20 protein-coding genes and 1 pseudogene are annotated in these 26,295 nt (G+C 72.6%); 17 read left to right on the forward strand and 4 right to left on the reverse strand.

From position 1 onward, the window contains the following. The first annotated feature begins 57 nt into the window (after positions 1 to 57). The 11 genes from STRBO_RS0114970 to STRBO_RS0115020 all read left to right on the forward strand — a co-directional run bounded on the left by STRBO_RS0114970 (position 58) and on the right by STRBO_RS0115020 (position 17,960). The gene (locus STRBO_RS0114970; RefSeq protein WP_020114397.1) at positions 58 to 915 is read left to right on the forward strand and encodes a hypothetical protein; all 858 of its coding nucleotides are present in this window, start codon (positions 58 to 60) and stop codon (positions 913 to 915) included. Beyond that, on the forward strand, positions 908 to 6,121 hold the full coding sequence (locus STRBO_RS0114975) for a caspase family protein (RefSeq protein WP_028796663.1): 5,214 nt from the start codon (positions 908 to 910) through the stop codon (positions 6,119 to 6,121). The genes STRBO_RS0114970 and STRBO_RS0114975 overlap by 8 nt, the downstream gene beginning before the upstream one ends. A gap of 90 nt (positions 6,122 to 6,211) precedes the next feature. After that, the gene (locus tag STRBO_RS0114980; RefSeq protein WP_020114399.1) at positions 6,212 to 8,452 is read left to right on the forward strand and encodes a molybdopterin oxidoreductase family protein; all 2,241 of its coding nucleotides are present in this window, start codon (positions 6,212 to 6,214) and stop codon (positions 8,450 to 8,452) included. 121 nt (positions 8,453 to 8,573) lie between these two features. After that, positions 8,574 to 10,046: a CitMHS family transporter gene (locus STRBO_RS0114985; RefSeq protein ID WP_005485080.1), complete on the forward strand. Its 1,473-nt coding sequence runs from the start codon at positions 8,574 to 8,576 to the stop codon at positions 10,044 to 10,046. Positions 10,047 to 10,139: 93 nt separating this feature from the next. After that, positions 10,140 to 11,339, forward strand: a complete 1,200-nt coding sequence (locus STRBO_RS0114990; protein WP_005485082.1) for an MFS transporter — start codon at positions 10,140 to 10,142, stop codon at positions 11,337 to 11,339. A gap of 168 nt (positions 11,340 to 11,507) precedes the next feature. Continuing rightward, positions 11,508 to 12,215, forward strand: coding sequence for a hypothetical protein (locus STRBO_RS0114995; protein ID WP_020114400.1), 708 nt, complete (start codon positions 11,508 to 11,510; stop codon positions 12,213 to 12,215). A 58-nt stretch (positions 12,216 to 12,273) separates the two neighbouring features. Beyond that, positions 12,274 to 13,095, forward strand: coding sequence for a class F sortase (locus STRBO_RS0115000; protein ID WP_020114401.1), 822 nt, complete (start codon positions 12,274 to 12,276; stop codon positions 13,093 to 13,095). 144 nt (positions 13,096 to 13,239) lie between these two features. Next, positions 13,240 to 13,710 (forward strand): DUF3574 domain-containing protein, encoded by a 471-nt coding sequence (locus tag STRBO_RS0115005; protein WP_005485086.1) that lies wholly within the window; start codon positions 13,240 to 13,242, stop codon positions 13,708 to 13,710. Between the two features lie 238 nt (positions 13,711 to 13,948). Further along, positions 13,949 to 15,337 carry an aldehyde dehydrogenase family protein gene (locus STRBO_RS0115010; protein ID WP_005485088.1) on the forward strand — a complete coding sequence of 463 codons (1,389 nt, stop codon included), beginning with the start codon at positions 13,949 to 13,951 and terminating at the stop codon, positions 15,335 to 15,337. A gap of 38 nt (positions 15,338 to 15,375) precedes the next feature. Beyond that, positions 15,376 to 16,461 (forward strand): Zn-dependent alcohol dehydrogenase, encoded by a 1,086-nt coding sequence (locus STRBO_RS0115015; protein WP_005485090.1) that lies wholly within the window; start codon positions 15,376 to 15,378, stop codon positions 16,459 to 16,461. 173 nt (positions 16,462 to 16,634) lie between these two features. Next, the gene (locus tag STRBO_RS0115020; protein WP_005485092.1) at positions 16,635 to 17,960 is read left to right on the forward strand and encodes an MFS transporter; all 1,326 of its coding nucleotides are present in this window, start codon (positions 16,635 to 16,637) and stop codon (positions 17,958 to 17,960) included. Positions 17,961 to 18,019: 59 nt separating this feature from the next. Here the strand turns inward: STRBO_RS0115020 and STRBO_RS40150 are convergent. Both STRBO_RS40150 and STRBO_RS0115030 read right to left on the reverse strand, forming a co-directional pair. Beyond that, a pseudogene (locus tag STRBO_RS40150) lies at positions 18,020 to 18,997 on the reverse strand (DMT family transporter). A gap of 84 nt (positions 18,998 to 19,081) precedes the next feature. Further along, positions 19,082 to 19,726, reverse strand: a complete 645-nt coding sequence (locus STRBO_RS0115030; RefSeq protein WP_005485097.1) for a TetR/AcrR family transcriptional regulator — start codon at positions 19,724 to 19,726, stop codon at positions 19,082 to 19,084. 75 nt (positions 19,727 to 19,801) lie between these two features. Here STRBO_RS0115030 and STRBO_RS0115035 point away from each other — a divergent pair, with 75 nt between their 5' ends. The 5 genes from STRBO_RS0115035 (at position 19,802) to STRBO_RS0115055 (ending at position 23,879) form a co-directional block, all read left to right on the forward strand. Then, a complete protein-coding gene (locus STRBO_RS0115035; RefSeq protein WP_005485098.1) occupies positions 19,802 to 20,953 on the forward strand; it encodes an acyl-CoA dehydrogenase family protein in 1,152 nt (383 codons plus the stop codon). 193 nt (positions 20,954 to 21,146) lie between these two features. Beyond that, the gene (locus STRBO_RS0115040) at positions 21,147 to 21,434 is read left to right on the forward strand and encodes a YiaA/YiaB family inner membrane protein (RefSeq protein WP_005485101.1); all 288 of its coding nucleotides are present in this window, start codon (positions 21,147 to 21,149) and stop codon (positions 21,432 to 21,434) included. 118 nt (positions 21,435 to 21,552) lie between these two features. After that, entirely contained in the window at positions 21,553 to 22,179 is a 627-nt protein-coding gene (locus tag STRBO_RS0115045) for a TetR/AcrR family transcriptional regulator (RefSeq protein ID WP_005485102.1), read from the forward strand. Positions 22,180 to 22,485: 306 nt separating this feature from the next. Next, on the forward strand, positions 22,486 to 23,178 hold the full coding sequence (locus STRBO_RS0115050) for a glycoside hydrolase family 11 protein (protein WP_005485104.1): 693 nt from the start codon (positions 22,486 to 22,488) through the stop codon (positions 23,176 to 23,178). Further along, complete coding sequence (locus STRBO_RS0115055) at positions 23,175 to 23,879, forward strand: polysaccharide deacetylase family protein (RefSeq protein WP_020114402.1); 705 nt, start codon at positions 23,175 to 23,177, stop codon at positions 23,877 to 23,879. Before STRBO_RS0115050 ends, STRBO_RS0115055 begins: the two co-directional genes overlap by 4 nt. A gap of 183 nt (positions 23,880 to 24,062) precedes the next feature. On the opposite strand, the gene STRBO_RS0115060 is transcribed toward STRBO_RS0115055, so the two are convergent. After that, on the reverse strand, positions 24,063 to 24,524 hold the full coding sequence (locus STRBO_RS0115060) for a MaoC family dehydratase (protein ID WP_005485108.1): 462 nt from the start codon (positions 24,522 to 24,524) through the stop codon (positions 24,063 to 24,065). A gap of 108 nt (positions 24,525 to 24,632) precedes the next feature. On the opposite strand from STRBO_RS0115060, the gene soxR reads away from it, so the two are divergent. Next, a complete protein-coding gene (gene soxR, locus STRBO_RS0115065) occupies positions 24,633 to 25,139 on the forward strand; it encodes a redox-sensitive transcriptional activator SoxR (protein WP_005485110.1) in 507 nt (168 codons plus the stop codon). 32 nt (positions 25,140 to 25,171) lie between these two features. Here soxR and STRBO_RS0115070 read toward each other — a convergent pair whose 3' ends face one another. Then, entirely contained in the window at positions 25,172 to 26,248 is a 1,077-nt protein-coding gene (locus STRBO_RS0115070; protein ID WP_005485112.1) for an RNA ligase (ATP), read from the reverse strand. Positions 26,249 to 26,295 lie beyond the last annotated feature (47 nt).

Here is a 26,295-nt window from a genome sequence, read left to right on the forward strand (position 1 = left end):
CCAGCCCACCGCCCCGTTGCTAAGGTGATCGCACTCGGAGCGAGCGCGGGGGGACGTATGGCTCGGGTGGTGTGCATCCACGGGATAGGCCAGCAGCACGCCGGAGAGCACGGTCTGCACTCCTCCTGGCATCCCGCCCTCAGCGACGGACTGCTCAGGGCCGAAGCGGCCGCCCTGGCCGCGGACGACATGACCTGCGTCTTCTACGGCGACCTGTTCCGCCCGCGGGGCCGCACCCTCGCCGTGCAGGACCCGCCCCTCGACGCCTCCGATGTGGCCGAAGGCCTGGAGGCCGAACTGCTCCTGGCGTGGTGGGAGGAAGCCGCTCGCACCGACCCCGCCGTGCTGCCGCCCGACGCCCGTACCCTCGCCCGCACCTCGCGTACGGCGCAGCGCGCCCTCAACGCCCTCAGCCGTTCCCGGTTCTTCGCCGGAGTGGCACTGCGCGGCCTGGTCCTCGACCTCAAGCAGGTGCGCGCCTATCTGACCGACCCGGCGGTGCGCGACGAGGTGCAGCACAGGGTCGCCGCAGCGGTCGCCGACGACACCCGCGTCGTCGTCGGTCACTCTCTCGGCAGCGTCGTCGCGTACGAGGCGCTGTGCGCACACCCCGAGTGGCCGGTCCGCGCGTTGCTCACACTCGGCTCGCCTCTCGGCATCCGCAACCTCGTCTTCGACCGACTGCGGGCGGGCGAGGGCGGCAAACCGGGCGACTGGCCGGGCGCCGTCGAGCAGTGGACGAACATCGCCGACGAAGGGGACGTGGTCGCCCTGGTCAAGGACCTGCGGCCGTTGTTCGGCGAGCGGGTGCGCGGGCACCTCGTGCACAACGGCTCCAAGGCCCACGACGTGACGCGCTACCTCAACACTGCCGAGGCGGGCCGGGCGGTGAGTGAGGGATGCGGTGGTGGCTGAAGAACCCGCGGCACCCGAACCCCCACGCCGTTTCCTGCTCTCGACCGCGGTCCCGGACGTCCGCGCCCACCCGGAGGACCAGCGAGCCGAACTCGCCGACGACGTCGAACGGATCGACCGGCTCTTCATCGGCGAACTCGGCTACCGCAGGGGTGCCGACCTGGGCCTGAACCCCACCCGCGAGCAACTGACCAAGGCACTGCGGGCGTTCGCCACCGCGCCCGAACGCGCTCCCGACGACTATGTCGTGCTCTATCTCGCCTGCCACGGTCGCGTCGCTGAACGCAGCGGCCGCCACTATCTGATGCTCGCGGACAGCGAGCACGACGACCTGCGCGGCACCGCGCTGCCCAGCGAGGACCTGCTGGCACAGCTGTGGGAGGACACCCCCGTCGAGCGGCTCCTCGTCATCCTCGACACCTGTTTCTCGGAGGAGGGCACCACCTCCGCGATGCGTTCCGGCCTCGAAGCGCGCCGCTTCCAGGAGCCCGTCACGGAGCACGGCAGCACCGGCCTCGTACTCGTCGCGTCGTCACGGCGCAAGGAGGAGACGGAGACCGGTGCTCTCTCGGCCGCCTTCGACCGGGCAGTGCGCCGGCAGGCCACGGCGGGACACGCGCCCGCCCACATCAGCCTCGAACGCGTCATGGCCGCCATCAGCAGCGACCGCGAGGCCCTGCTCAGGCAACGACTGGTGTGGTCCCTCGCCAACGCCACCGCGGACATCCCGCACTTCCTGCCCAATCCCCGGTACGTCGCTGACGCCGCAGGGCGCAGGATCGACGAGATCGACGAGGTCGTCGCGCTCCGTGCCGGGCAGAGGACCGCCCGCGAGGAGGAGCTGCGTGCCTTCTTCATACCGAGGGCCCGCGGCACCGACGTGGCGACCGACGACGTCTGGAACTTCACCGGGCGCCACGCGGCCCTCACCGAGATCACCGCATGGCTCGCCGCGGACCGTGCCGCCGAGCGGCTGTGTGTCGTCACCGGCGACCCCGGCTCCGGGAAGTCGTCGCTGCTCGGCATGGTCGCCGTCCTCAGCGACCCGCAGCGCAACCCGGCCGTGCCCAAGGACAACCTGCCGCCGAGCCGGCCGGAGCCGGGTGCCGTCGACGTGGCCGTGAACGCCAGCCACAAGACGACCCGCCAGCTTCTCGACGCTCTCGCCGCGGCCGCCGGGTGCACCGCCGACTCGCTCGGCGCGCTCACCGCCCACCTGCAGACCCGTACCGCCCCTCTGGTCGTCCTCGTCGACTCGCTCGACGAGGCGCTCGCCCCCACGGAGGCCGTCGAGGAACTCATCGTCCCGCTCACGGATCCGGCGCGCCGCCTCCCCCTGCGGTTCCTGGTCGGTGCTCGGCCGCACATCGAGCAACGGCTGCCCGCGACCGCCCGGCGCATCAATCTCGACGACGAGCGGTACGCCGACCCCGCCGCCGTCCGCGCCTACACCCGCAAGCTGCTGACCGCCAAGGGCTCCGCCCTGGAGAGCGCCGCTCCCGGTCTCGTGGACGCCGTCGCGCAGGCCGTGGCCGAGGCGGCGGACCGCTCCTTCCTCGTCGCCCTGATCACCGCGCGCACCATCACCCGCGAACCCGAGGTGCCCGATCCCTACGACCGGTCCTGGCGCGACGCGCTTCCCCGGCTGCCGGGCGAGGCCATGGAACGCGACCTCGCCCAGCGCCTCGGCCCGCTCGCCGACAAGGCCCGCGACCTGCTGCTGCCGCTCGCCTACGCGCAGGGCGCCGGTCTGCCCTGGGCGGGCGTGTGGCCCCGGCTCGCCTCCGCGCTGGCCGCCGCCGACTACACCGACGAGGACGTGGTGTGGCTGCGCACGGCCGCCGGGTCGTACCTCGTCGAGAGCACGGAGGACGACGGCTCGGTCTACCGTGTCTACCATCGCGCGCTCATCGAGCACCTGCGTGAGTCGCACGACGCCGAGCGCGTGCAGCGCACGGTGACCCGGATACTGCGCGATGTCGAACTCACCTATGTGCGCCGGTATCTGGCGCTGCACGCGGCGGAAGGGGGTGTGCTCGACCCGCTGCTGCGCGAGGCCCGGTTCGTGCTGACAGCGGACCCGGGCCAACTGCTCGCGGCCCTGCCGAGGGTACGCACCGCCGAGGGGCGGCGCGCCGCTCAGGCCGTCCGTGACATGGAGGCGCTGCTGCGGGAGCGCGGCGGGCGCGCCGGCGCCGACCCCGAGGCACGTGCCCGGCTGCGCCTCGCCGCCGTCTGCCGCAAGGCCGAGGAGCTCGCCCGCTCCTGTGACGAGGGCGAGGACGGTCTGCCCTGGCGGGCCCGTTGGGCGGCGTGGAACCCCCACGAGGGACCGCGCTGGTACGAGGGCATGACGTGCCGCAGCGACACCGGCGTCGTGGTACCAGGGGTGGACGGAGCCGGCGCCCAGTATGTGGAAGTGGTCGTCGGCCGTGACCGGCAGACGAGTTGGGACCTGGACACGGGGGAGCAGGTCCACACCCGCGACGTGGCGGACGGGCTCCACGCCCACACATGGACGGCGCCCGCCGCACTCCCGGGCACGGCTGCCGTGTTGTCGCACGAGCGCAGGGCAGAACTGCGGGGGCGGCACTGGGTGTACACGGAGTGGAGGCTGCTGCATGTGTGGCGGGGCGGGAGTGTGCGTACATGGGAGCTGCCACCGGCTGAGGACTTCGACCCCGCGCAAGAGCCGCTGAGGCCCGCCAGACAGATCCAGCTCACCTCATCCGGCCCGGATGACAGGACGGCGCAGGTGGCGCAGGTGGCGCTCCGCTTCGACCAGGGCACTGTGCTGATCTACCGCCTGCAGGACGATGCCGCCCAACTCGTGAGCATCTCCGGACCGAACGCTCGGGTCGGTGAAATGCCCCGGATCACGGCCTGCCTGGCGCCTCGCGGGCCGGCCCGGGACACCCTGTTGTTCGGCTACGAGGACGGCACCGTGGCGGCCAGGGGTGACGTGGTGAGAGAGGCGGCAGTCACCACTCGCCACTCCGGCGCCGTCACCGCCCTGGAATCGATCCACGACCATCCCCAGGGTGCCCTTGTCGTGACCGCGGGCGAGGACGGCACCGTCCGCCTCTCCTCCCTCACCACCGGCGATCCCGTGCGTACCCTGCTGTCCGGCCTCGGCAAGGTCGCCTCGCTCGGCGTCGGCCGGTCCGGGCGGCAGCGGATCGTCGCCGTCGCCACCGCGGGCGGACTGCTGCACCGCGTCGACGCCGACAGCGGGCGCCCGCTCGGCCTGCCGCTGCGGATCGACGCCGGCGACGGCACGCGGCTCGCCGTGTTCACGCTCGGGCTCACCCCCTGTGTCTCGGTCCAGGGAGACGCCCACGGACTCCAGGTGTACGACCTGGTGACCGGCGACCGGATCGGCGGTAGGCGGCAGCGCCACGAGACGGGCGCCGTGCACACCGTGGACGGCACGGTGTGCGTCGGTGGCTCCGACGGCGTACTGCGCCTGTGGCCGACCCCGCACGCCGCCGAATCCATGCTGCTCAACGCACACGACGGGGCCGTACTGGCGCTCGGTGAGATCCACGGCGCCGGCGGCTCCCACGCCCTGGCCAGCGTCGGCGAGGACCATGAGATCCGTTGCTGGGACCCGGCGGTACCGCGTGAACTGTGGCGCAGACGCATCCTGGAACCGCCGCCCCCCTGGGAAGTGCCGCTGATCGCCTGCGCGGCCGTGGGCCACTTGGCGGACGGCGGCGACGTGGTGGTCACCGGCGAACACGGCGGACGAGTGCGCGTGCTGGTGCTGCGCGCCGGACTGCCGCTGGCGGAGCAGGAGTTCATGCTGCCGGACGAGCAGCGGGTGACCGCTCTGGACATCGGGCGGGTGCGCGCCCGGGACGTCGTGGTCGTCGGCACGGACACCGGGCGGCTGGTGTGCTGGGACATCGGCGGGGCCCGCACGTACGGGGTGAGCCTGCCCGGCGACGCGGGCGTCACGGCACTCGCCCTCGCCCCCGACGGCTCCGGACGTCTGGCCGTGGGCGACGAGTCCGGTGCCGTACGGGAGTGGGCGCTGCCCGGTTTCCGGCCGCTCGGGCCGCCCCGCCCCGTGCACCGGCGAGGTGTGACGGCACTGGCCCACGCGCCGGGGCCGGACGGGAGGCGGCTGGTCAGCAGTGGTCTCGACGGCAGGATCGGTTCGATGCCCGACGGCTGGACGCGCCGGATGCCCCGCGTGGTCACCGCGCTGACCGCGGACGACGCGGGCGTGCTGTGCGGTGACACCCAGGGGCGTGTGTGGCGGCTGACCGCCACATCGGACGGCTGGCGCACCGAAGAGGCGCTCGACGCGCCGCGGCCGGTGTCCACGGTGACCGCGCTCGGCGGTGAGCGGGGTGCCTTGGTCGTCGTGGGCAGCCCTGACGGGACCGTCCAGTTGCGGCACGGCGCCGACGGGGCTCTGCGGCAGCGGCTCCGCCCGCTGTGCGAGAGCGGGGTGCGGAACCTGGCGACCGCTCCCGGCGACGGTGCGGGCTCGCGGCTGTTCGCACGCAGCGAGTGGGGGCTGCTGGAGCGGTGGGACGTCGCGGGGGACGGTAGCGTCCACACGCCGGTCGGGACTCCGGTGTACGGGGCGATCGGCGAAAGGCCCCTGGACATCCGCCCGCGTGACGTGGAGGGCGGGCCGATACCGGACGCGGTGTACGGAAGGTGGCTGATCAGACGCGCGGGCGGGCGGCTCGACGGAGAGGCGTGGGCCTTCGACAAGTACCCGACGGGGCAGGACCGGGCGGTGCGCTACAGGAGACTGTGCTCGGAAGAAGGCTGGACGCTGCCTGAGGTGGGGCTCGTCGACGTCTTCGCCCCGAAGGCGCCGGAGGAACCGGACATGTTCCTGGTGGTCAGTGAGAGCAGGGCCGTGCTGTACTCCGCCGGCAGGCTTCAATGGCTCCTCACCCCCGAGAACAGGCGCGCCGCAAGGGTACGGCCGCCGGGGGAGGGTACGAGACCCCGACCGGATCAGGTCCACGACGTCGCCATCCCTCGCATCACCCACGCCGCCCACCTCCCCGGTGCCGCCACCTACGCCGTGGCCGGCGGCGACCGCCTCGCGGTCCTCGGCATCCGCGACGGCGAGGTCCACCATCGTCTCCAACTCCCCTCCCTGTGTACGGCGCTGGCCGTCGGCCCGGGCGGTGAGCTGGCCGTCGGCACCCGCAACGGCGTCATCCTCTTCGACTGACGGCGGCGAACGCCGATGCAGAACCCTCCCCCTCGTCCGTACCGGTCGGTATGCTCGACCTGCCCGTACGCCCACGCCTCCGGAGGCGACATGCCCAGCACCGCCCTGCGTATCTGCCCCCTCTGCGAGGCGACCTGCGGGCTCGTCCTCACCATCGAAGGCACCCGGGTGACCAAGGCGCGCGGCGACCGGGACGATGTGTTCAGCAAGGGGTTCATCTGCCCGAAGGGCGCCTCGTTCGGTGCCGCCGACGGCGACCCCGACCGGCTGCGCACCCCGCTGGTGCGCAGGGACGGCGAACTGCGGGAGGCCACCTGGCAGGAGGCGTTCGACGCCGTCGCGGCCGGGCTCCGGCCCGTCGTCGAGGCCCACGGGCCGAACGCCGTCGGCGTCGTCCTCGGCAACCCGAACGTCCATACGATGGCCGGCGCCCTCTACCCGCCCGCCCTCCTCGCGGGCCTCGGCACCCGCAGCCTGTTCAGCGCCTCCACCGTCGACCAGATGCCCAAGCACGTCTCCAGCGGACTGCTCTACGGCGACGCCAACGCCATCCCCGTGCCCGACCTCGACCGCACCGACCACCTGCTGCTCCTCGGTGCCAACCCCCTGGAGTCCAACGGCAGTCTGTGCACCGCCCCCGACTTCCCCGGCAAGCTCAAGGCCCTCAGGGCGCGCGGCGGCACCCTCACCGTCGTCGACCCGCGCACGACCCGTACGGCCAAGCTCGCCGACCGGCACGTGGCGATCCGCCCCGGCGCGGACGCACTGCTGCTCGCGGCGATGGCGCAGGTCCTCTTCGAGGAGAACCTCGTCGACCTCGGCGACCTCGCCCCGCTGGTGCTGGGGACCGATGAACTGGCCGCCGCCGTAGGGGAGTTCACGCCCGAAGCCGTCGCGGAAGCCTGTGACGTCGACGCCGGGACCATCCGCGCGCTCGCCCGCGAGCTGGCCGCCGCCCCCACCGCCGCCGTGTACGGCCGCATCGGCAGCTGCACCGTCCCGCACGGCACCCTCGCCAGCTGGCTCGTCGACGTGCTCAACATCCTCACCGGCAACCTCGACCGGCCCGGCGGCGCCCTCTTCCCGCAGTCCGCGACCGACCGGACTCCCCGGCCCGCGGGCCCCGGCCACGGCTTCGCGCTCGGCCGCTGGCACAGCCGGGTCAGCGGCCACCCGGAGGCCAAGGGCGAACTGCCGCTGTCCGCGCTCGCCGAGGAGATCGACACCGCCACCCCCGAGGGCAGCCCTGTCCGCGCGCTCATCACGATCGCCGCCAACCCCGTGCTCTCCGCCCCCGACGGCGACCGCCTGGACAAGGCGCTCGACTCCCTGGACTTCATGGTCAGCGTCGACCCCTATCTGGGCGAGACCGCCCGCCACGCCGACGTCGTCCTGCCCCCGCCGCCGCCCTCCCAGGCCCCGCACTACGACTTCGCCTTCAACTCCTTCGCCGTGCACAACCAGGTCCGCTACAACCCCGCCGCCGTCCCCCTGGAGGACGGGCGCATGGCAGAGACGGAGATCCTCGCGCGCCTCGTCCTCGCCGCCACCGGCATGCACGGCGCCGACCCTGCCGCCGTCGACGACCTGGTCATCGGCCAGACCCTGGGCAAGGCCGTCAAGGAGGCCCACTCACCCGTCCACGGCCGCGACCCGAAGGAACTCGCCGGTCTGCTCACGGGCGACACCGGCCCCGAGCGCCGCCTCGACATGATGCTGCGCCTCGGCCCGTACGGAGAGGGTTTCGGCGCCGCCCCGGACGGGCTCACCCTCGCGAAGCTCCTCGCCCACCCGCACGGCATCGACCTCGGCCCGCTGAAGCCGCGTCTGCCGCAGCCGCTGAAGACGGTGAGCGGCAGGATCGAACTGCTGCCGCGGCCGATCGCCGACGACCTGCCGAGGCTCCGCGCCGCCCTGCGGGAGCGCCCGGCCGGCCTCGTCCTCATCGGCCGGCGTCATCTGCGGTCCAACAACAGCTGGCTGCACAACATCCCCGCCCTCACCGGCGGCACCAACCGCTGCACGCTGCACCTCCACCCCGAGGACGCCGACCGGCTCGGGGTCGCGGACGGAGACGCCGTGCGGATCAAGGGCGCCGGGGGAGAGGTCACCGCTCCCGTGGAGGTCACCGACGTCGTACGGCGCGGTGTCGTCAGCCTTCCGCACGGCTGGGGCCACGACCGTCCGGGCACCCGGATGCGGCACGCCGCGATCGACCCCGGCGTGAACGTGAACCAGCTTCTCGACGGCTCTCTCCTGGACCCGCTGTCGGGCAACGCGGTCCTCAACGGCATCCCCGTGGAGCTGTCCCGAGCAGGTGCAACGCTGTGACCAGGAGTTCTGCTCTTATTGCTCGCATGTCAACTCCTTGTTAAGACTTGTGGACCCGCCCTAACGTCGTCGCACCGCCGGTGCCCTGGTGGGAGTTCAAGGGCGAACGTTAGGTATCCACATGTTGACCATCCTCGGCTTCGCCATGATCGCGACCTTCCTGGTCCTGATCATGATGAAGAAGATGTCGCCGATCGCGGCGCTCGTACTGATCCCCGCGCTCTTCTGTGTGTTCGTCGGAAAGGGAGCCCATCTCGGCGACTACGTCATCGAGGGGGTGGGCAACCTCGCGCCCACCGCCGCGATGCTGATGTTCGCCATCGTCTACTTCGGCCTGATGATCGACGTCGGTCTCTTCGACCCGATCGTCCGAGGCATCCTGAAGTTCTGCAAGGCCGACCCGCTGCGCATCGTCGTCGGCACGGCCCTGCTCGCCGCGATCGTCTCCCTGGACGGTGACGGCTCGACGACCTTCATGATCACCGTCTCGGCGATGTACCCGCTGTACAAGCGGCTGAAGATGAGCCTGGTCGTGATGACGGGTGTCGCCGCCACCGCCAACGGCGTGATGAACACGCTGCCCTGGGGCGGCCCGACCGCCCGCGCCGCCACCGCGCTCAAGCTCGACGCCGCGGACATCTTCGTCCCGATGATCCCCGCGCTCCTCGTCGGCCTGCTCTTCGTCTTCATCCTGGCCTACTTCCTCGGCCTGCGGGAGCGCAAGCGCCTCGGTGTGCTGAGCCTCGACGAGGTGCTGGAGCAGGAGAAGATCGTCAAGGACGGCGCCGAGGACGGGGAGACCACCGGCTCCGAGGAGACCGTCCTCGTCGGCGCGGGCGCCGCGTCCGCCGCCGGGTCCCACTCCGGCGACGACAAGGTCCGTACGACGAAGACCACCGGCGGCGCGGGCTCCGGCACCGATGCCGAGGACGACTCCGAGGACGACGTCCGCCTCCAGGGCCTGGACCCCAACCGCCCGACGCTGCGCCCCAAGCTGTACTGGTTCAACGCGCTGCTCACGGTCACGCTGCTCACCGCCATGATCATGGAGTGGCTGCCGATCCCGGTCCTCTTCCTGCTCGGCGCCGCGCTCGCCCTGACGGTCAACTTCCCCCACATCCCCGACCAGAAGGACCGGCTGGCCGCCCACGCCGACAACGTCCTCAACGTCTCCGGCATGGTCTTCGCCGCCGCCGTCTTCACCGGCGTCCTCCAGGGCACCGGCATGGTCGACTCGATGGCCAAGTGGATCGTCGACGGCATCCCGGGCGGCATGGGTCCGCACATGGCCCTCGTCACCGGCTTCCTGAGCCTGCCGCTCACCTACTTCATGTCCAACGACGGCTTCTACTTCGGCGTCCTCCCGGTCCTCGCCGAGGCCGGCGCCGCCCACGGTGTCTCGCCGCTGGAGATCGCCCGCGCCTCCCTGGTCGGCCAGCCGCTGCACATGTCCAGCCCGCTGGTGCCGGCCGTGTACGTGCTCGTCGGCATGGCGAAGGTCGAGTTCGGCGACCACACGAAGTTCGTGGTGAAGTGGGCGGCGGCGACCTCGCTCATCATCCTCGGCGCCGGTGTGCTGTTCGGCATCATCTGAACCCCGGAGTCCGACTCCCCGCAGCCCGACTCCCCCGCGCCGGTGCGAAGTTCGCCCGCACCGGCGTGAACGTCCCCCAGGAGGACCCGCATCGTGAGGCCCGGTAGGAACCGCGGCTGGCTGCTCCGCCTCGTCATCGCCTTCGGCTTCGCGCAGGGGGCGGTGTCGATGGCCCGGCCCGCCGTGTCCTACCGGGCCCTCGCGCTGGGCGCCGACGAGCGCGCCATCGGTGTGATCGCGGGGATCTACGCCCTGCTCCCGCTGTTCGCCGCCGTCCCGCTCGGCCGCCGGACCGACCACGGCCGGTGCGCGCCCCTGCTGCCGGTCGGCGTCGTCCTCATATCCGGCGGCTGTGTCCTGAGCGGTCTGGCCGACTCGCTGGTGGCGATGGCCGTATGGAGCGGTGTGATGGGCCTCGGCCACCTCTCCTTCGTGATCGGCGCCCAGTCGCTGGTGGCCCGCCAGTCCGCGCCGCACGAACACGACCGCAACTTCGGTCACTTCACCATCGGCGCATCCCTCGGCCAGCTGGTCGGCCCGATCGCCGCGGGCGCCCTGATCGGCGGTTCGGACATGGCCCGCACGAGCGCCCTGGCCCTGGTGGTCGCGGGCGCCGGGGCCGCGGTCGCGTTCACCTCGCTGTGGCGGATAGAGCGCCCCTTCGAGCCCAAGTCCCGTACCGGGCAGGGTGATCGGGTGCCCGTGCACCGGATCCTGCGCACCCGGGGCGTGCCGGGCGGCATCTTCATCAGCCTCGCCGTGCTGTCGGCGACCGACATCCTCACCGCGTATCTGCCGGTGGTCGGTGAACACCGGGGCATCGCGCCCTCGGTGATCGGTGTCCTGCTGAGTCTGCGGGCGGCGGCGACCATCGCGTGCCGTCTGGTGATGACGCCGATGCTGCGACTGCTGGGCCGGACCGCGCTGCTCACCGTCACCTGTGTGCTCGGGGCCGTGCTGTGCGCCGGGGTCGCGGTGCCGGTGCCGGTGTGGGGGCTGGCCCTGATCCTTGCCGCCCTCGGGTTCTGTCTCGGGGTCGGACAGCCGCTGTCCATGACGACGGTGGTGCAGGCGGCGCCGGACGAGGCGCGGTCCACCGCCCTCGCGCTGCGGCTGACGGGGAACCGGCTGGGGCAGGCCGGGGCACCCGCGGCCGCCGGTCTGATCGCCGGTGTCGCGGGTGTGGCCGCGCCGTTCGTGATGCTCGGCGCGCTGCTGCTGGTGTCGGCGGGCATCGCGCTGCGCTCACCGGCGCAGCCGGGGCGGGGGAGCGGCGGGCCGGAGGCCGCGTAGGGCGGGGACGGGTAGGGGGAGGGCCTTTCCGGCTGGGCGTCCGCCTGGGCCGGAAGGGGGATATCTGACGGGGTGTCGGGCGCGGCTCCCCCCGCGCCCGGTGTGGTGTGACAGAGAGTCAGGCGAAAGAGCGATTTGTGTGAAAATCGTCTGACTCGGAGGTTCTGCATGTCCACCTCGTCCCGCCCGCGCCCCGCCGGAGTGCGCGCGAGTGCCGCCACCGTCCTCGCGGCACTCACCGTCACGGGAGCCAGCCTGATCACGGCACCGGCCGCCGTCGCCGCCCCGGGCGACCCCGACGTCGTGATCCACAAGGTGGGCTTCCCGTTCGACAACCAGCGCAACCAGCCCCTGGTCTGCGACTTCTACCTCTCCGCCTTCAACTTCCCCGAGAACCCCAGGCCGACGCAGCGCATCAGCTGGACCGTCGACCGACAGCCCCCCGCACAGCGCACCGACCCCGTCGCCACGGGGCAGATCGCCCTCGCGGCCGACGGCACCGGACACAGCACGCCCGTGGCGCCCGAGAACGCGGCGCGGGTCCCCAACGGGAACTATGTGCTGACCTGGAGAACCATGACCGGGCCGCTGGAGGAAGGGCGCAGGGACATCAACGTCGACTGCCCGCTCACCGGGCCCGGAGCCGGCAGGCCCGGAGGCGCCGGGCCCGACCGTGTCGTGGAGGCAGGCGCCGGGCCCGACCGTGCTGTGGAGGCAGGCGCCGTACCCGAGGGTGCCGTCCCGGCCGGTGCCGGCGGTCTCGCCATGACCCAGGACTTCGCGCCCGTCGCGGGCGCGGCCGCCGTGGGCCTCGTCGCGGTCGGCGGGGTGGCCTACCTGCGGCTGCGCCGTCGCCGCGCCGATGGCGCCGCGTAGACGCCGGCCGAGGCCCTGGTACCGGACGCGCGCCTACCGCCTGACGCGGACGGTCGTGATGACCGTCGCGCTGGTGGTGGGCGGCGTCCACCTGGCGGAGCACCGGGAGCGGACCGCGGCCGCCGACGCCCCCTCCGTCTGGGCCGGCTCCGGGGCACGCGGTGCGGGGGCGCCCGGCGCGCAGGCCTCCCAGCACTTCACGCCCCCGCCCCCCGACGAGCCCGTACGCACCCCGCCCCCGACCGAGGCGTCCGGCCAGGGGGCGCCGGCCGGGCGTACGACCCCGGCCGGGCCGGTGAGCCCGACTCCCACCGAGCCCCCGCGGCCCGCCCAGGCCACCGCCCCTGCCTCCGCCCCTGCCTCCGCCCCCGCCGGGCCGAAGCGGCCCGCCCGGCCCCGTACGCTGCCGCCGTCCCCGGCGAAGACCGTCACCATCCGCTACCTCGGCATCGAGGCACCGGTGACCGCGCTCCGCCTCGACAGCGGGCGGCGGCTTCCCGCACCGCCGGACGACAAGCCCGAGCTGGTCGGCTGGTACGCGGAGGGTCCCGCGCCCGGCGGGCCCGGTACAGCGGTCGTCGTCGGCCACCGGGACACCAGGACCGGCCCCGCCGTGTTCGCCGCGCTGGACGTGATCAAGCCCGGCCGGATCGTGGAGGTCGTGCGGGCCGACGGCCGCACCGCCGTCTACACGGTGGACGCCGTGCGGACGTACGAGAAGAGCCGTTTCCCCAACAAGAAGGTGTACGGGCACCGCGGCCGCCCCGAACTGCGCCTGATCACCTGCGGCGGGACGTACGACCGGCGCAAGGGCTACGCGAGCAACGTCGTCGTCTTCGCCCATCTCACCGCGACCCGGGAACCCGCGCGCAAGCCGTGAATCCGGCGCGCCCGCCGTGAATCCGGAGCGCGCGGTGCGTGCCGTACGCCCCTGGTGAGCCCCGGGGGCGTACAGGCGCACCGGCGGACCGGTACCGGCGCGGCCGACTGATCCGGAGCGAGTGGCTCCACTAGAGCTGATCACATGACCCGACTCCCCACCCTCACCCGTACGCGCGTCGCGCTCGGGGCCGCCGCCTGCCTGCTGACCGCCGGCGCCCCGACGGCGTACGCCACCCTCGCCGAAAGCGCCCCCAGCGGTCCCGTGATCGCCCCGGCGCGCGGGACGCCGTACATCGAGACGCGGCTGCTCTTCGGCACCGAACGCCCGGGCGGCGGTCCGGCCGTCACCGAGGAGCAGTTCACGGCGTTCGTCGACCGCCGGGTCACCCTCGGGTTCCCGGACGGCCTGACCGTGCGGGAGGGACGCGGGCAGTGGCGGGACGCGGGCGGCACGATCGAGAAGGAGCGGTCGTACGAGCTGATGCTGCTGTATCCGGTGTCGGCGGTCACCGCGAACGACCACAAGATCGAGAAGATCCGCGGCGACTACCGGAAGGAGTTCGCCCAGGAGGCGGTGGCCCGGGTGGACGACCGGACCCGGGTGGACTTCTGAGCCGGAACCCGGGGGAGCGGGAACGGCGGCGGAGCTGGACACCGGCACGACCAGCGCGTCCGGCACGATCGGGGGTCCGGCATGACCGGGCGTCCGGCACGACCGGGGCCGCCACTCAACCACCCGGGTCCGCCCCCCGGCCGACGAGTCCTGCCTCACTGCTCAAGGCCCTGGTGCCGGAAAACTATCAGGGCTAGTTTTTGAGGCGGACGACCACGCCCGCTCGGGAGGCAGCGCGATGAAGGCACACGACGGTATGTACATCGGTGGTAGCTGGCGGCCCGCCGCCGGGACCGGCACGATCGAGGTCGTGAACCCGGCCGACGAGCAGGTGATCGACCAGGTCCCGGCGGGCACCGCCGAGGACGTCGACGCCGCCGTGCGCGCCGCGCGCGCCGCTCTCCCCGGCTGGGCCGCGACCCCGCCCGCCGAACGGGGCGCGCTCATCGGCGCGCTGCGCGACGCGCTCGCCGCGCGCCGGCAGGAGATCGCCGAGACGGTCACGGCCGAGCTGGGCGCACCGCTGCCGTTCTCCCAGCGGGTGCACGCGGACCTGCCGGTCGCGGTCGCCGGGTCGTACGCCGAGCTGGCCGCGAAGCACCCCTTCGAGGAACGTATCGGCAACTCGACCGTCTACCACGAGCCCATCGGCGTCGTCGGCGCGATCACGCCCTGGAACTACCCGCTCCACCAGATCGTGGCCAAGGTCGCCCCGGCGCTCGCCGCGGGCTGCACGGTCGTGCTGAAGCCGGCCGAGGACACCCCGCTGATCGCCCAGCTCTTCGCCGAGGCCGTCCACGAGGCGGGCGTACCCGCCGGGGTGTTCAACCTGGTCACGGGTCTCGGCCCGGTCGCCGGACAGGCGCTCGCCGAGCACGACGGCGTCGACCTGGTCTCCTTCACCGGCTCCACGGCCGTGGGCCGGCGCATCGCCGCGACCGCCGGGGCCGCCGTCAAGAAGGTGGCGCTGGAACTCGGCGGCAAGTCCGCCAACGTCATCCTTCCGAGCGCGGACCTGGGCAAGGCGGTCGCCACCGGCGTCGCCAACGTCATGTCCAACTCCGGCCAGACGTGCAGCGCCTGGACCCGCATGCTCGTCCACACCTCCCAGTACGACGAGGCCGTCGGGCTGGCCGCCGAAGCCGCCGCGAAGTACGGCGACCGCATCGGCCCGCTCGTCAACGCCAAGCAGCGGGAGCGGGTGCGGGGTTACATCGAGCAGGGCGTGGCCGAGGGCGCCCGCCTGATCGCCGGCGGGGCCGAACCCCCGCGTGAGCAGGGCTACTTCGTCAGCCCCACCGTCCTCGCCGACGTGACCCCGCAGATGACCGTCGCCCAGGAGGAGATCTTCGGCCCGGTCCTGTCGATCCTGCGCTACGAGGACGAGGACGACGCCCTGCGGATCGCCAACGGCACGGTCTACGGGCTGGCCGGTGCCGTCTGGGCCGGTGACGACACCGAAGCCGTGGCCTTCGCCCGCCGCATGGACACCGGCCAGGTCGACATCAACGGCGGCCGCTTCAACCCGCTGGCCCCGTTCGGCGGTTACAAGCAGTCGGGCGTGGGCCGCGAACTCGGTCCCCACGGCCTGGCCGAGTTCCTGCAGACCAAGTCCCTGCAGTTCTGAGCGAACCGTTTCCCAGCGAAGGTAGGAGAGCGTCCTCCATGGCCGTCCGAGCCGCCGTACTGCCCGCCGTCGGTGCCCCGTTGGAGATCACCGGGATCGAACTGCCGGACCCCGGGCCCGGCCGGGTCCGGGTGCGGCTCGCCGCCGCCGGGGTCTGCCACTCCGACCTGTCGCTGTCCGACGGCACCATGCGGGTGCCCGTGCCCGCCGTGCTCGGCCACGAGGGCGCGGGCACGGTCCTCGCGGCCGGCGAGGGGGTCACGCATGTGGCACCCGGCGACGGCGTCGTCCTCAACTGGGCACCGTCCTGCGGGAGTTGTCACGCCTGCTCGCTCGGCGAGGTGTGGCTGTGCGCGAACGCGCTGGTCGGCGCCGGCGACATCCACGCCCGGCGGGTCTCCGACGGCGCCGACCTGCACCCCGGGCTGAACGTGGCCGCCTTCGCGGAGGAGACGGTCGTGGCCGCCGGGTGTGTGCTGCCCGCCCCGGACGGCGTCCCGCTCACCGACGCGGCCCTGCTCGGCTGTGCCGTCCTCACCGGATACGGCGCGGTCCACCACTCGGCCCGGGTCCGGGAGGGCGAGACCGTCGCCGTGTTCGGGGTGGGCGGTGTCGGGCTGGCCGCCCTCCAGGCCGCGCGGATCGCGGGCGCGTCCCGGATCGTCGCCGTGGACGTCTCCCCGGCGAAGGAGGAGCTTGCCCGCGCGGCGGGAGCCACCGACTATGTCGTCGCCTCCGAGAACACCGCCCGCGAGATCCGTGGCCTGACCGGCAAGCAGGGGGTGGACGTCGCCGTGGAGTGCGTCGGCCGCGCGGTCACCATCCGCACGGCCTGGGAGTCGACCCGGCGCGGCGGCCGCACCACCGTCGTCGGCATCGGCGGCAAGGACCAGCAGGTCACCTTCAACGCGCTGGAACTCTTCCACTGGGGCCGCACCCTCTCCGGCTGCGTCTACGGCAACTCCGACCCGGCCCGTGACGTCCCCGTCCTCGCGGACCACATCCGGGCCGGGCGTCTGGACCTGTCCGTCCTCGTGACCGACCGCATCTCCCTCGCCGACATCCCGGCGGCCTTCGACAACATGAGGGCCGGTAAGGGCGGCAGGGCCTTGGTGACGTTCTGATCCGGGTGCCACCGAGCGGGGGCCGGTCGCCCCCACTCACCGGCACCCGGGCCACTCACCGGCACCTGGGCCACCCACCCCACGCGAAGCGATCCGTGCACGACCGTTGACCTCCATACCGTCCGGTCAGTACGTTCCCCGGAACGTCCCCGCACCCACCGGAGTGTGCTCGCATGGACACCGCTCCCGTTTCCTCCCCCGCCACCACCTCCCGCCCCCAGAGCCATCGCAAGGTCGCCACCGCCGCGGCACTCGCCTCGGCCGTGGAGTGGTACGACTACTTCGTCTTCGGCATAGCCGCCGCCCTGGTCCTGGGCGATCTCTACTTCCCGGCCGGCAGCTCCTCCGCGGGAGTCCTCGCCGCGTTCGCCGCCTTCGCCGTCGGCTTCCTCGCCCGCCCCCTCGGCGGCATCGTCGCCGGCCACCTCGGCGACAAACGGGGCCGCAAGCCCATGCTGGTCCTGGCCCTCACGCTGATGGGCCTGTCCACCACCGCCATCGGCCTGCTCCCCACGTACGAGACGATCGGCATCGCCGCTCCGATCCTGCTCGTCCTCCTCCGGGTCGCCCAGGGCGTCGCCGTCGGCGCCCAGTGGGGCGGCGCGATGCTGCTGGCCACCGAGTACGCCCCCGAGGGCAAACGCGGGGTGTACGGCAGTTTCGTGCAACTCGGCGTCCCCATCGGCGTGGTGAGCGCCAACACGATGTTCCTCGTCGTGGGCGCGACCACCGACGACTCGGCGTTCACCGCCTGGGGCTGGCGCGTGCCCTTCCTGGTCGGCCTGTTCGTCCTCGGCCTCGCCTGGTACATCCACCGCCACGTGGAGGAGACTCCCGAATTCCGGGCGGCGGAGCGGAAACTGGCGGAGAAGGAGAAGGGTGAGCAGAGCTCCCCGCTCAGGACGATCCTGCGCGGTCATCTCGGCACGGTCTTCCTGGCCGGCGGCTCCTTCGCCGTGAACACCGCGACGTTCTACATCCTCATCACCGGCGTCCTCGACTACACCACCCGCGAACTCGACATGAAGCGCGGCGCGGTGCTCGCGGTCTCCCTCTGCGTCAGCCTCACCCAGCTGGTGCTGATCCCCGCCGCCGCGGCCCTGTCCGACCGCGTCGGCCGTATCCGGATCTACGCGTTCGGCGCCGCCGGCATCGCCCTGTGGGCCGTCCCGCTGTTCCTGCTCATCGACACCGGCTCCCTGCTGTGGCTGGCCGTCGGCACCTTCGTCGCCAGCTGCTTCCTCAGCATCATGTACGGGCCGCAGGCCGCCCTGTTCGCCGAGCTGTTCACCCCCGAGATGCGCTACACGGGCGCCTCCCTCGGCTACCAGATCGCCGCCGTCCTCGGCGGTGGCCTCGCCCCGTTCCTGATGGTCCTGCTCCTGGAGGCCACCGGCACCTCCATGGCGGTCTCCGCGTACATCATCGGGCTCTCGGTCATCGCCCTGGTGTCGATCAAGATCCTGGCGGGAAGGGCGGGTTCACGACCGGAGGACTGACCTCGCGGGCCCGGTCCGGGCCGCAGGACCGCCCTCGCGGGCCCGGTCCGGGCCGCGGACTAACCACGCGCGCCCGGCCCGGGCCGCGGTTCCGGAACGACCTCCGGGGCCGCGGCACCGGCGCCGGGCACCGCCTCCCGTGTACGCGCCCGGGACCGGGACACCGCCACCCCCGCCAGGCAGAGCGCGCCACCGGCCAGCGTGAGCGGCCCCGGCACCTCACCCAGCGCCAGCCACGACATCAGCACCACCAGCGCGGGCACGGCGTACGTGGTCGCGCCCATCCGGCTCGCGGTCGTACGGGCGAGGGCGTACGCCCAGGTGGTGAAGGCCAGCGCGGTCGGGAACACACCCAGGTACACCATGTTGAGGGTCGCCTGGACAGGCGCGGCGGCGCTCTCCCGCACCAGCTGCCCGGCGAACGGCAGACACACCACGGCTCCCGCGAGGCAACCGAAGGTGGTCACCTGCAGGGGGCTCGCCGCACCCAGCGCGGGCTTCTGGGCGACGACCCCGCCCGCGTAGGCGCCGGCCGCGAGCACACAGAGGACGACACCCAGCACCGAGGCCCCGCCCTCGCCGGACATCGACAGCCCCACGGCGACCGCGCCCGCGAACGACACCGCCATGCCGGCCAGCAGCCGGGGCGGCATCGGGTCACCCAGCAGCCGTGCGCCGAGCAGGGCGATGAGAATGGGCCCGATGTTCACGACCAGCGCCGCCGTACCCGCGTCGACCTGCTGCTCGCCCCAGTTCAGCGCGACCATGTAGAACCCGAACCACAGCACCCCGGACACCGCGATGCCCCGCCACGCGCCCCGGGGCGGCAGTCCCTCGCCGCGCCACAGTCAGATCGCCCCCAGCGCCACCACCCCGGCCAGCAGCCGTCCGAGCGCCAGCGCGCCGGGGGAGTACGCCTCTCCGGCGCTCCGGATCGACACGAACGCCGACGCCCACAGCACGACGGTGACGGTGGCCGCCCCCGCCGCGAGCAGTTCGACCTTGCGGGTGGGTTCGGCGCGGGAGGCGTTCGTCATGGGGCCGAGGCTAGGCGCCGCGACACCGTCCGGGCTCGCGGTTTTCGGACGCGGGCCTCCGCCGGCCTCGGCGTCCGCCGGTGCCTAGAGATCCCGCCGCCCGGCCCGCGCGTACTGCTGCTCCAGCCCGTCCAGCAGCGCCCGCAACCCCACCTCGAACGCCCGCTCGTCGACCTTCTCCTGCTGCTCCGCCAGCAGGTGCGCCTGTCCGAGATGGGGATAGTCGGCCGGGTCGTACGCGCTCTCGTCGTCCACGAAGCCCCCGGCGAAGGACCCGACCGCGGACCCCATGATGAAGTACCGCATCAACGCCCCGATGGACGTGGCCTGCGCCGCGGGCCACCCCGCCTCGACCATGGCCCCGAACACGACGTCGGCGACCTTCAGCCCGGCGGGCCGCCGACCGGGCCCCCGCGCGAGGACCGGCACGATGTTGGGGTGGTCGCGCAGCGCGGCCCGGTACGAGACCGCCCAGTCGTGCAGCGCGGTCCGCCAGGGCCGCCCGTCCTCGAACATCGACAGGTCGACCTGCGCGCTCACCGAGTCGGCGACGGCCTCCAGGATCTGGTCCATGGTGCGGAAGTGGTTGTAGAGCGAGGGCCCGCTCACGCCCAGCTCGGCCGCGAGCCGTCGCGTGGAGACCGCCGCCAGCCCCTCCGTGTCCACCAGCGCCCGCGCCGTCTCCACGATGCGGTCGGTGCTCAGCAGGGGCTTGCGCGGTCTGGCCATGGCGCACATAGTAGGGGCTGCGCCCTTAAAACTAGCAGTGGTAATTAAATGGAGAGCGGACGAGAGGCGGGTCGCGTGAACCTGGAGCTGAGCGAGGAGCAGACCGCCGTACGCCGGCTCGCGCGGGACTTCGTGGAGCGCGAGATCGCCCCGCACGTCATCGCCTGGGACCGTGCCGAGGAGGTCGACCGGGCCATCGTGAAGAAGCTCGGCGAGGTGGGCTTCCTGGGGCTCACCGTCGACGAGGAGTACGGCGGCTCCGGCGGCGACCACCTCGCGTACTGCCTGGTCACCGAGGAGCTGGGCCGGGGCGACTCCTCCGTGCGCGGCATCGTCTCCGTCTCCCTCGGTCTGGTCGCGAAGACCGTCGCGGCCTGGGGCGACGAGGAGCACAAGCGCCGCTGGCTGCCGGGGCTCACGGCGGGGGAGTACGTCGGCTGCTTCGGCCTCACCGAACCCGGTACCGGCTCCGACGCGGGCAACCTCGCCAGCCGTGCGGTCCGCGACGGCGACGACTTCGTCATCAGCGGCACCAAGACGTTCATCACGAACGGCACCTGGGCCGATGTCGTCCTCCTCTTCGCCCGCTCCACCGACGCACCCGGACACAAGGGCGTCTCCGCCTTCCTCGTCCCCACCGACACCCCCGGCCTGACCCGCCGCCCCATCCACGGCAAGCTCGGTCTGCGCGGCCAGGCCACCGCCGAACTGGTCCTGGAGGAGGTCCGCGTTCCCGCCTCCGCCCTGCTCGGCCCGGAGGGCAAGGGCTTCACCGTCGCCATGTCCGCGCTCGCCAAGGGCCGGATGTCGGTCGCCGCCGGCTGCGTCGGCATCGCCCAGGCCGCCCTGGACGCGGCGGTCCGTCACGCCGGCGAGCGCGAACAGTTCGGCAGGACCATCGCCCACCACCAGCTGGTGCAGGAGCTGATCACCGACATCGCGGTCGATGTCGACGCCGCCCGGCTCCTGACCTGGCGCGTCGCCGACCTCGTCGACCGGGGGCAGCCCTTCGCGACCGAGGCCAGCAAGGCCAAGCTCTTCGCCTCCGAGGCCGCCGTCCGCGCCGCGAACAACGCCCTCCAGGTCTTCGGCGGTTACGGCTACATCGACGAGTACCCGGCCGGCAAGCTCCTGCGCGACGCCCGCGTGATGACCCTCTACGAGGGCACCAGCCAGATACAGAAACTGCTCATCGGGCGGGCGCTGACGGGCGTTTCGGCGTTCTGAGCCGTGGGCGGGCGGGCCGGGCGGGCGGACGTGCAGGCGATAGGTGGCCGGGCGGACGAGCCGGCGGGCGGACGAGGGGGGCCGCGGGGCGGCTCGTCCGACCGGTGGGACGAGCCGGACTGAGTATCCGGAGGCCGTCGCCTGAGTATCCCGACGGATGTGGTTCGGGCCACAGCCGGCGAACCATGTCCCCATGAGTGAGACACCGGTCAAGCAGCAGAACACGGCGGCCTTCTACGGCCAGTCCGTCGCGTCCTTCGCCGTCGCCATGGCGGCCACCACCGTCGGTATCTACAACCTCGACGCCGACACCTGGGTCCGCGCCTTCCTCGCCGTCGCGGTCCTCTACCTCGTCACCTCGGCCTTCACCCTGGCCAAGGTGATCCGCGACCGCCAGGAGGCCGGGCGCATCGTCAGCCGGGTCGACCAGGCCAGGCTGGAGAAGCTCCTGGCGGAGCACGACCCCTTCGAAAAGCTCTGACGAGCCCCGTCCCGGTGCGGCACGGCCTCTACGCCACAGCCCTGAGCGGGCCTTCTAAGCGCCCGCTCACCTTTCGGCGGTATGGTGGTGCCCGGCCACAGGAAGGGGCGAACGAGCGATGAGTACGGCGGAGGACACGGCGGGCGGCGAGCCGCAGCCGTGGGGCGAGGTCAACCCGGACGCGGCCCGGCGGCTGCTGGTGGCCGCCGTGGAGGCCTTCGCCGAGCGCGGTTACCACGCGACGACGACCCGGGACATCGCGGGCCGCGCGGGCATGAGCCCCGCCGCGTTGTACATCCACTACAAGACGAAGGAAGAGCTGCTCCACCGGATCAGCCGCATCGGCCACGAGAAGGCCCTCGACGTGCTGCGCACGGCGGCCGAGGGTGACGGCAGCCCGGCCGACCGTCTCGCGGAGGCCGTCCGCTCCTTCGTCCGCTGGCATGCCGGGCAGCACACCGTGGCCCGTGTCGTGCAGTACGAGCTGGACGCCCTCGGCCCCGACGCCCGCGCCGAGATCGTCACCCTGCGCCGCGAGAACGACGCGGCCGTGCGCGGCATCATCGAGGACGGTGTCGCCGCGGGCGACTTCGACGTCCCCGACGTGCGGGGCACCACCGTCGCCATCCTCTCCCTCTGCATCGACGTCGCCCGCTGGTTCAACGTCAACGGCCCGCGCACCCCCGACGAGGTCGGCTCCCTCTACGCGGACCTCGTCCTGCGCATGGTGGCCGCGCCCAAGTAGCGGGAGCGGCCCGGACGCCCTGTGGCCCGAACACCTGCGGCCCGAACCCTCTTGCGGTCCGGCGTGCGACTCCCGCGCCGCGCCGCGCCGCGCCGCGCCGCGGCCTGTTCGGTCGGCGGTATCTTCGAAACATTCGAGGATTCGGGACGAGAGGGCGATCGGCGGCTGCGGTCTCTGGTGGATCATGGCTGGTACAGCCCGCGAATGTTTCGGGACTGTTGCCGAAAGTATTGACAGTTGACAGGAGCAGGCCAACACTCCCGGGATGACAGGGCGAACCCCCGACAGCCCGAGGAGGACGCGCGCATGAACGACGCATCCGCACCCACCCCGCCCCCGAGCCGCAGGCTCTTCATCGGCGGGCTCTGCACCACCGCGCTGGCCGCCGCGACAGCGGTGGCCCTGCCCGGCACCGCCCACGCGGACACGGTCATCACCAGCAACCGGACCGGCACCGACAACGGGTTCTACTACTCGTTCTGGACCGACGCCCCGGGCACGGTCTCCATGACCCTGGCCTCCGGCGGCAACTACCGCACCTCCTGGAACAACACCGGGAACTTCGTCGCAGGCAAGGGCTGGAGCAACGGCTCCCGCAGGACCGTGAGCTACTCGGGCTCGTTCAATCCGTCCGGCAACGCCTACCTGACCCTCTACGGCTGGACGGCCAGTCCGCTCGTCGAGTACTACATCGTCGACAACTGGGGCAACTACCGGCCCACGGGGACCTACCGGGGCACGGTCAACAGCGACGGCGGCACGTACGACATCTACCGCACGACGCGCTACAACGCCCCGTCCGTCGAGGGCAACCGCACCTTCGACCAGTACTGGAGCGTCCGTCAGTCGAGGCGGACGGGCGGGAACATCACCACCGGCAACCACTTCGACGCCTGGGCCCGGGCGGGAATGCCCCTCGGCAGCTTCCGGTACTACATGATCATGGCCACCGAGGGATACCGGAGCAGCGGCAACTCCTCCATCACGGTGGCCCCGTGACCACCGGACCACGCCGCGTGCTCCGTCACCTCGGCAGGCGCACGCTGGTCGTCGCGACGGCCCTCGCGAGCACCGTCACCCTCGCGCTCACGGCCGCCGAGGCGGCCCCGGCGCGAGCCGCCGCCTGCACCGGGTACGTCGGCCTCACCTTCGACGACGGCCCGTCGGGCAACACCCCGGCCCTGCTCAACGCGCTCCGCCAGAACGGGCTGCGGGCCACGATGTTCAATCAGGGCCAGTACGCCGCCGCCAACCCCGCCCAGGTCCGGGCCCAGGTCGCCGCCGGTATGTGGGTGGGCAACCACAGCTACACCCATCCGCACCTGACCCAGTTGGGTCAGGCGCAGATCGACTCGGAGATCTCCCGGACCCAGCAGGCCGTCGCGGCGGCGGGCGGTGGCACCCCCAGGCTGTTCCGGCCGCCGTACGGCGAGACCAACCAGACGGTGCGGTCGGTCGCCGCCCGGTACGGGCTGACCGAGATCATCTGGAACGTCGACTCGCAGGACTGGAACGGGGCCGGCACGGACGCGATCGTGCAGGCCGCCGCCCGGCTCACCAACGGTCAGGTCATCCTCATGCACGACTGGTCCGCGAACACCCTCGCGGCCGTCCCGCGCATCGCGCGGGGGCTGGCCGGCCGGGGCCTGTGCGCCGGGATGATCTCACCGCAGACGGGTCGCGCCGTGGCGCCCGCTTAGGCGCGCGGCCGTGCCGCCGCCGGAACCCGGCGGTGGCACGGCGGTGGCGCGACGGCCGCGACCGCCGTGCCACCGCACCAAACCAAGCCGTCGCACCGGCCGACGCCAGATCGGCTCAGAAGCAGCACCAGCTCAGAAGCAGCACCGGCTCAGAAGCAGCACCGGCTCAGAAGCAGCACCGGCTCAGAAGTAGTACCGGGACACCGACTCCGCGACACAGACCGGCTTGTCCCCGCCCTCGCGTTCCACGACGACCGCGGCCGTGACCTGCACGCCGCCGCCGGCCTCCGTGACCTCCTGGAGGGTCGCCGTGGCGCGCAGCCGCGAACCGACCGGAACCGGTGCCGGGAAACGGACCTTGTTCGTGCCGTAGTTGACGCCCATCTTCACGTTCTCGACCTTGAGGATCTGCGGCACCAGCAACGGGAGCAGCGACAGGGTGAGATAGCCGTGGGCGATGGTCGTGCCGAAGGGACCGGCCGCCGCCTTCTCCGGGTCCACGTGGATCCACTGGTGGTCACCGGTGGCCTCGGCGAAGAGATCGATCCGCTTCTGGTCGACCTCCAGCCAGTCGCTGTGCCCCAGCTGCTCGCCCACCGCCGCCTTCAGTTCCTCGGCGGACGTGAAGATCCTCGGCTCTGCCATGTCCCGGCCTCCCTGGTCCCATATCTCTAAGCGACTGCTTAGCATGGTCGGCGGCGGGACCCCTGTCAACGGACGGTGCCCCTTTCGGGTGTGGGTAGGCTCGGAGGGGTGCCCCAGATCCCTGAGAAGATCCACGAGTTGACCGTCGGCCAGCTGTCGGCCCGTAGCGGTGCCGCCGTCTCGGCGCTGCACTTCTACGAGTCCAAGGGGCTGATCAGCAGCCGCCGCACGACGGGCAACCAACGCCGCTACAGCCGGGACACCCTGCGCCGGGTCGCCTTCGTCCGCGCCGCGCAGCGTGTCGGCATCCCGCTCGCCACGATCCGCGAGGCGCTCGCCGAGCTGCCCGAGGAGCGGACACCGACCCGTGAGGACTGGGCCCACCTCTCCGAGGTCTGGCGATCCGAACTGGACGAACGGATCAAGCAGCTCAACCGGCTGCGCGACCACCTCAGCGACTGCATCGGCTGCGGCTGTCTGTCCCTGGCCACCTGCGTGCTGTCCAACCCCGACGACGCCTTCGGCCAGAGCCGCAGCGGCTCCCGTCTTCTCGTCGAGCGCCGGAGGGCGGAACGGCAGGACAAGGGGGAGGAGGAGCCCGGGAGTTGCCGCTGAGCGGCAACTCCCGGGCCCCCGCCCCCTCGGGCTCACTCGTACTCGGTGCCGCCCTTGCGGGTCAGGTACGCCGGGCTGACCGCCTTGGCGATGGCCCGCCCGCCGGTCACCGGGCTGTACCGCTCGGTGGCCGGCCGGATCACGACGCCCTCACGCAGATGCAGATCACGTCCGGAGACTGTCTCCCGGCCGGTGGCCACCTCCAGCACCCGGTCGATGGCGTACGGCCCCTCGTAGAGCCTCGGCACGAGCGGCAGTTCACCGTCGAGCAGCTCGGACAGCTCGGCCGGGTCCAGCCAGCGGATCCGGCCGTCGATGTCGGCGCAGACGTCGAACACGGCGTACCCGAGGGTGACGCGCCGGCCGTCGGCACCGTACGTCAGATCCTGCACCCCGGCGCCGTAGACCTCGCCGAAGATCCCGACGCGGCGGGCTCCCAGCCGCTCGGCGAGCCGGGACGCGGCCTCGGCCACCTCGTGGCCGTGGACGGCACGCCAGTACAGGTTGCGCGGGTCCTCCTTCAGGGCGAGGGCCTTCGCGCCGAAGCCCTTCGAGGACACCTGGACGCGGCCGTCCTCGGCGAAGTACGTCACCAGGCAGGCCGTGCCGTGCAGTTTCTCCGTCAGGACGACCTGTTCGCCGGGTGTGAAGACATCCGGAAAGCGCTGGATGTTCTCGATGTCGACCCAGGGCAGCAGATCCGGCGCCGACTCGACCTCGCCGCTCATCGTCGGCGGGATCGGCGGCACCCATTTGACGATGCCGAGCCGCTCCGCGAAGTCCGTGCCGTCCGTGGCGGCGGCGGCCAGGTCCAGGTCCGCGAGCGCCCGGGGCAGGCAGACGATGCCCTGGGACAGCTCGCCGCGCAGCCGCACGGCCTTCACCCGGTCCGCCCCGCTCCCCGCGAGCCGCCCGGTCAGCCCCAGTTCCTCGATCAGCTCGGCCGGGAGCACGGACTGCTCGGGGATGTAGACGGCGGTGTCACCGGTGCGGTACGCGCCCTTCGCCACGACAGCTCGATACAGGCCGACCTGGGCCAGTTCGAGCGCGTCGGCGTTCGGGTGGGCGTGGATCGTCAGCACTTCGGCGGTGACGCGCAGCGTCGACATAGGGGTTCTCCCTCGGTTCCTGGGTTGCTCAGGGCTGTGTCATCACC

The sequence above is a fragment of the Streptomyces bottropensis ATCC 25435 genome, from assembly GCF_000383595.1.
GTDB classification, from domain to species: Bacteria; Actinomycetota; Actinomycetes; order Streptomycetales; family Streptomycetaceae; genus Streptomyces; species Streptomyces bottropensis.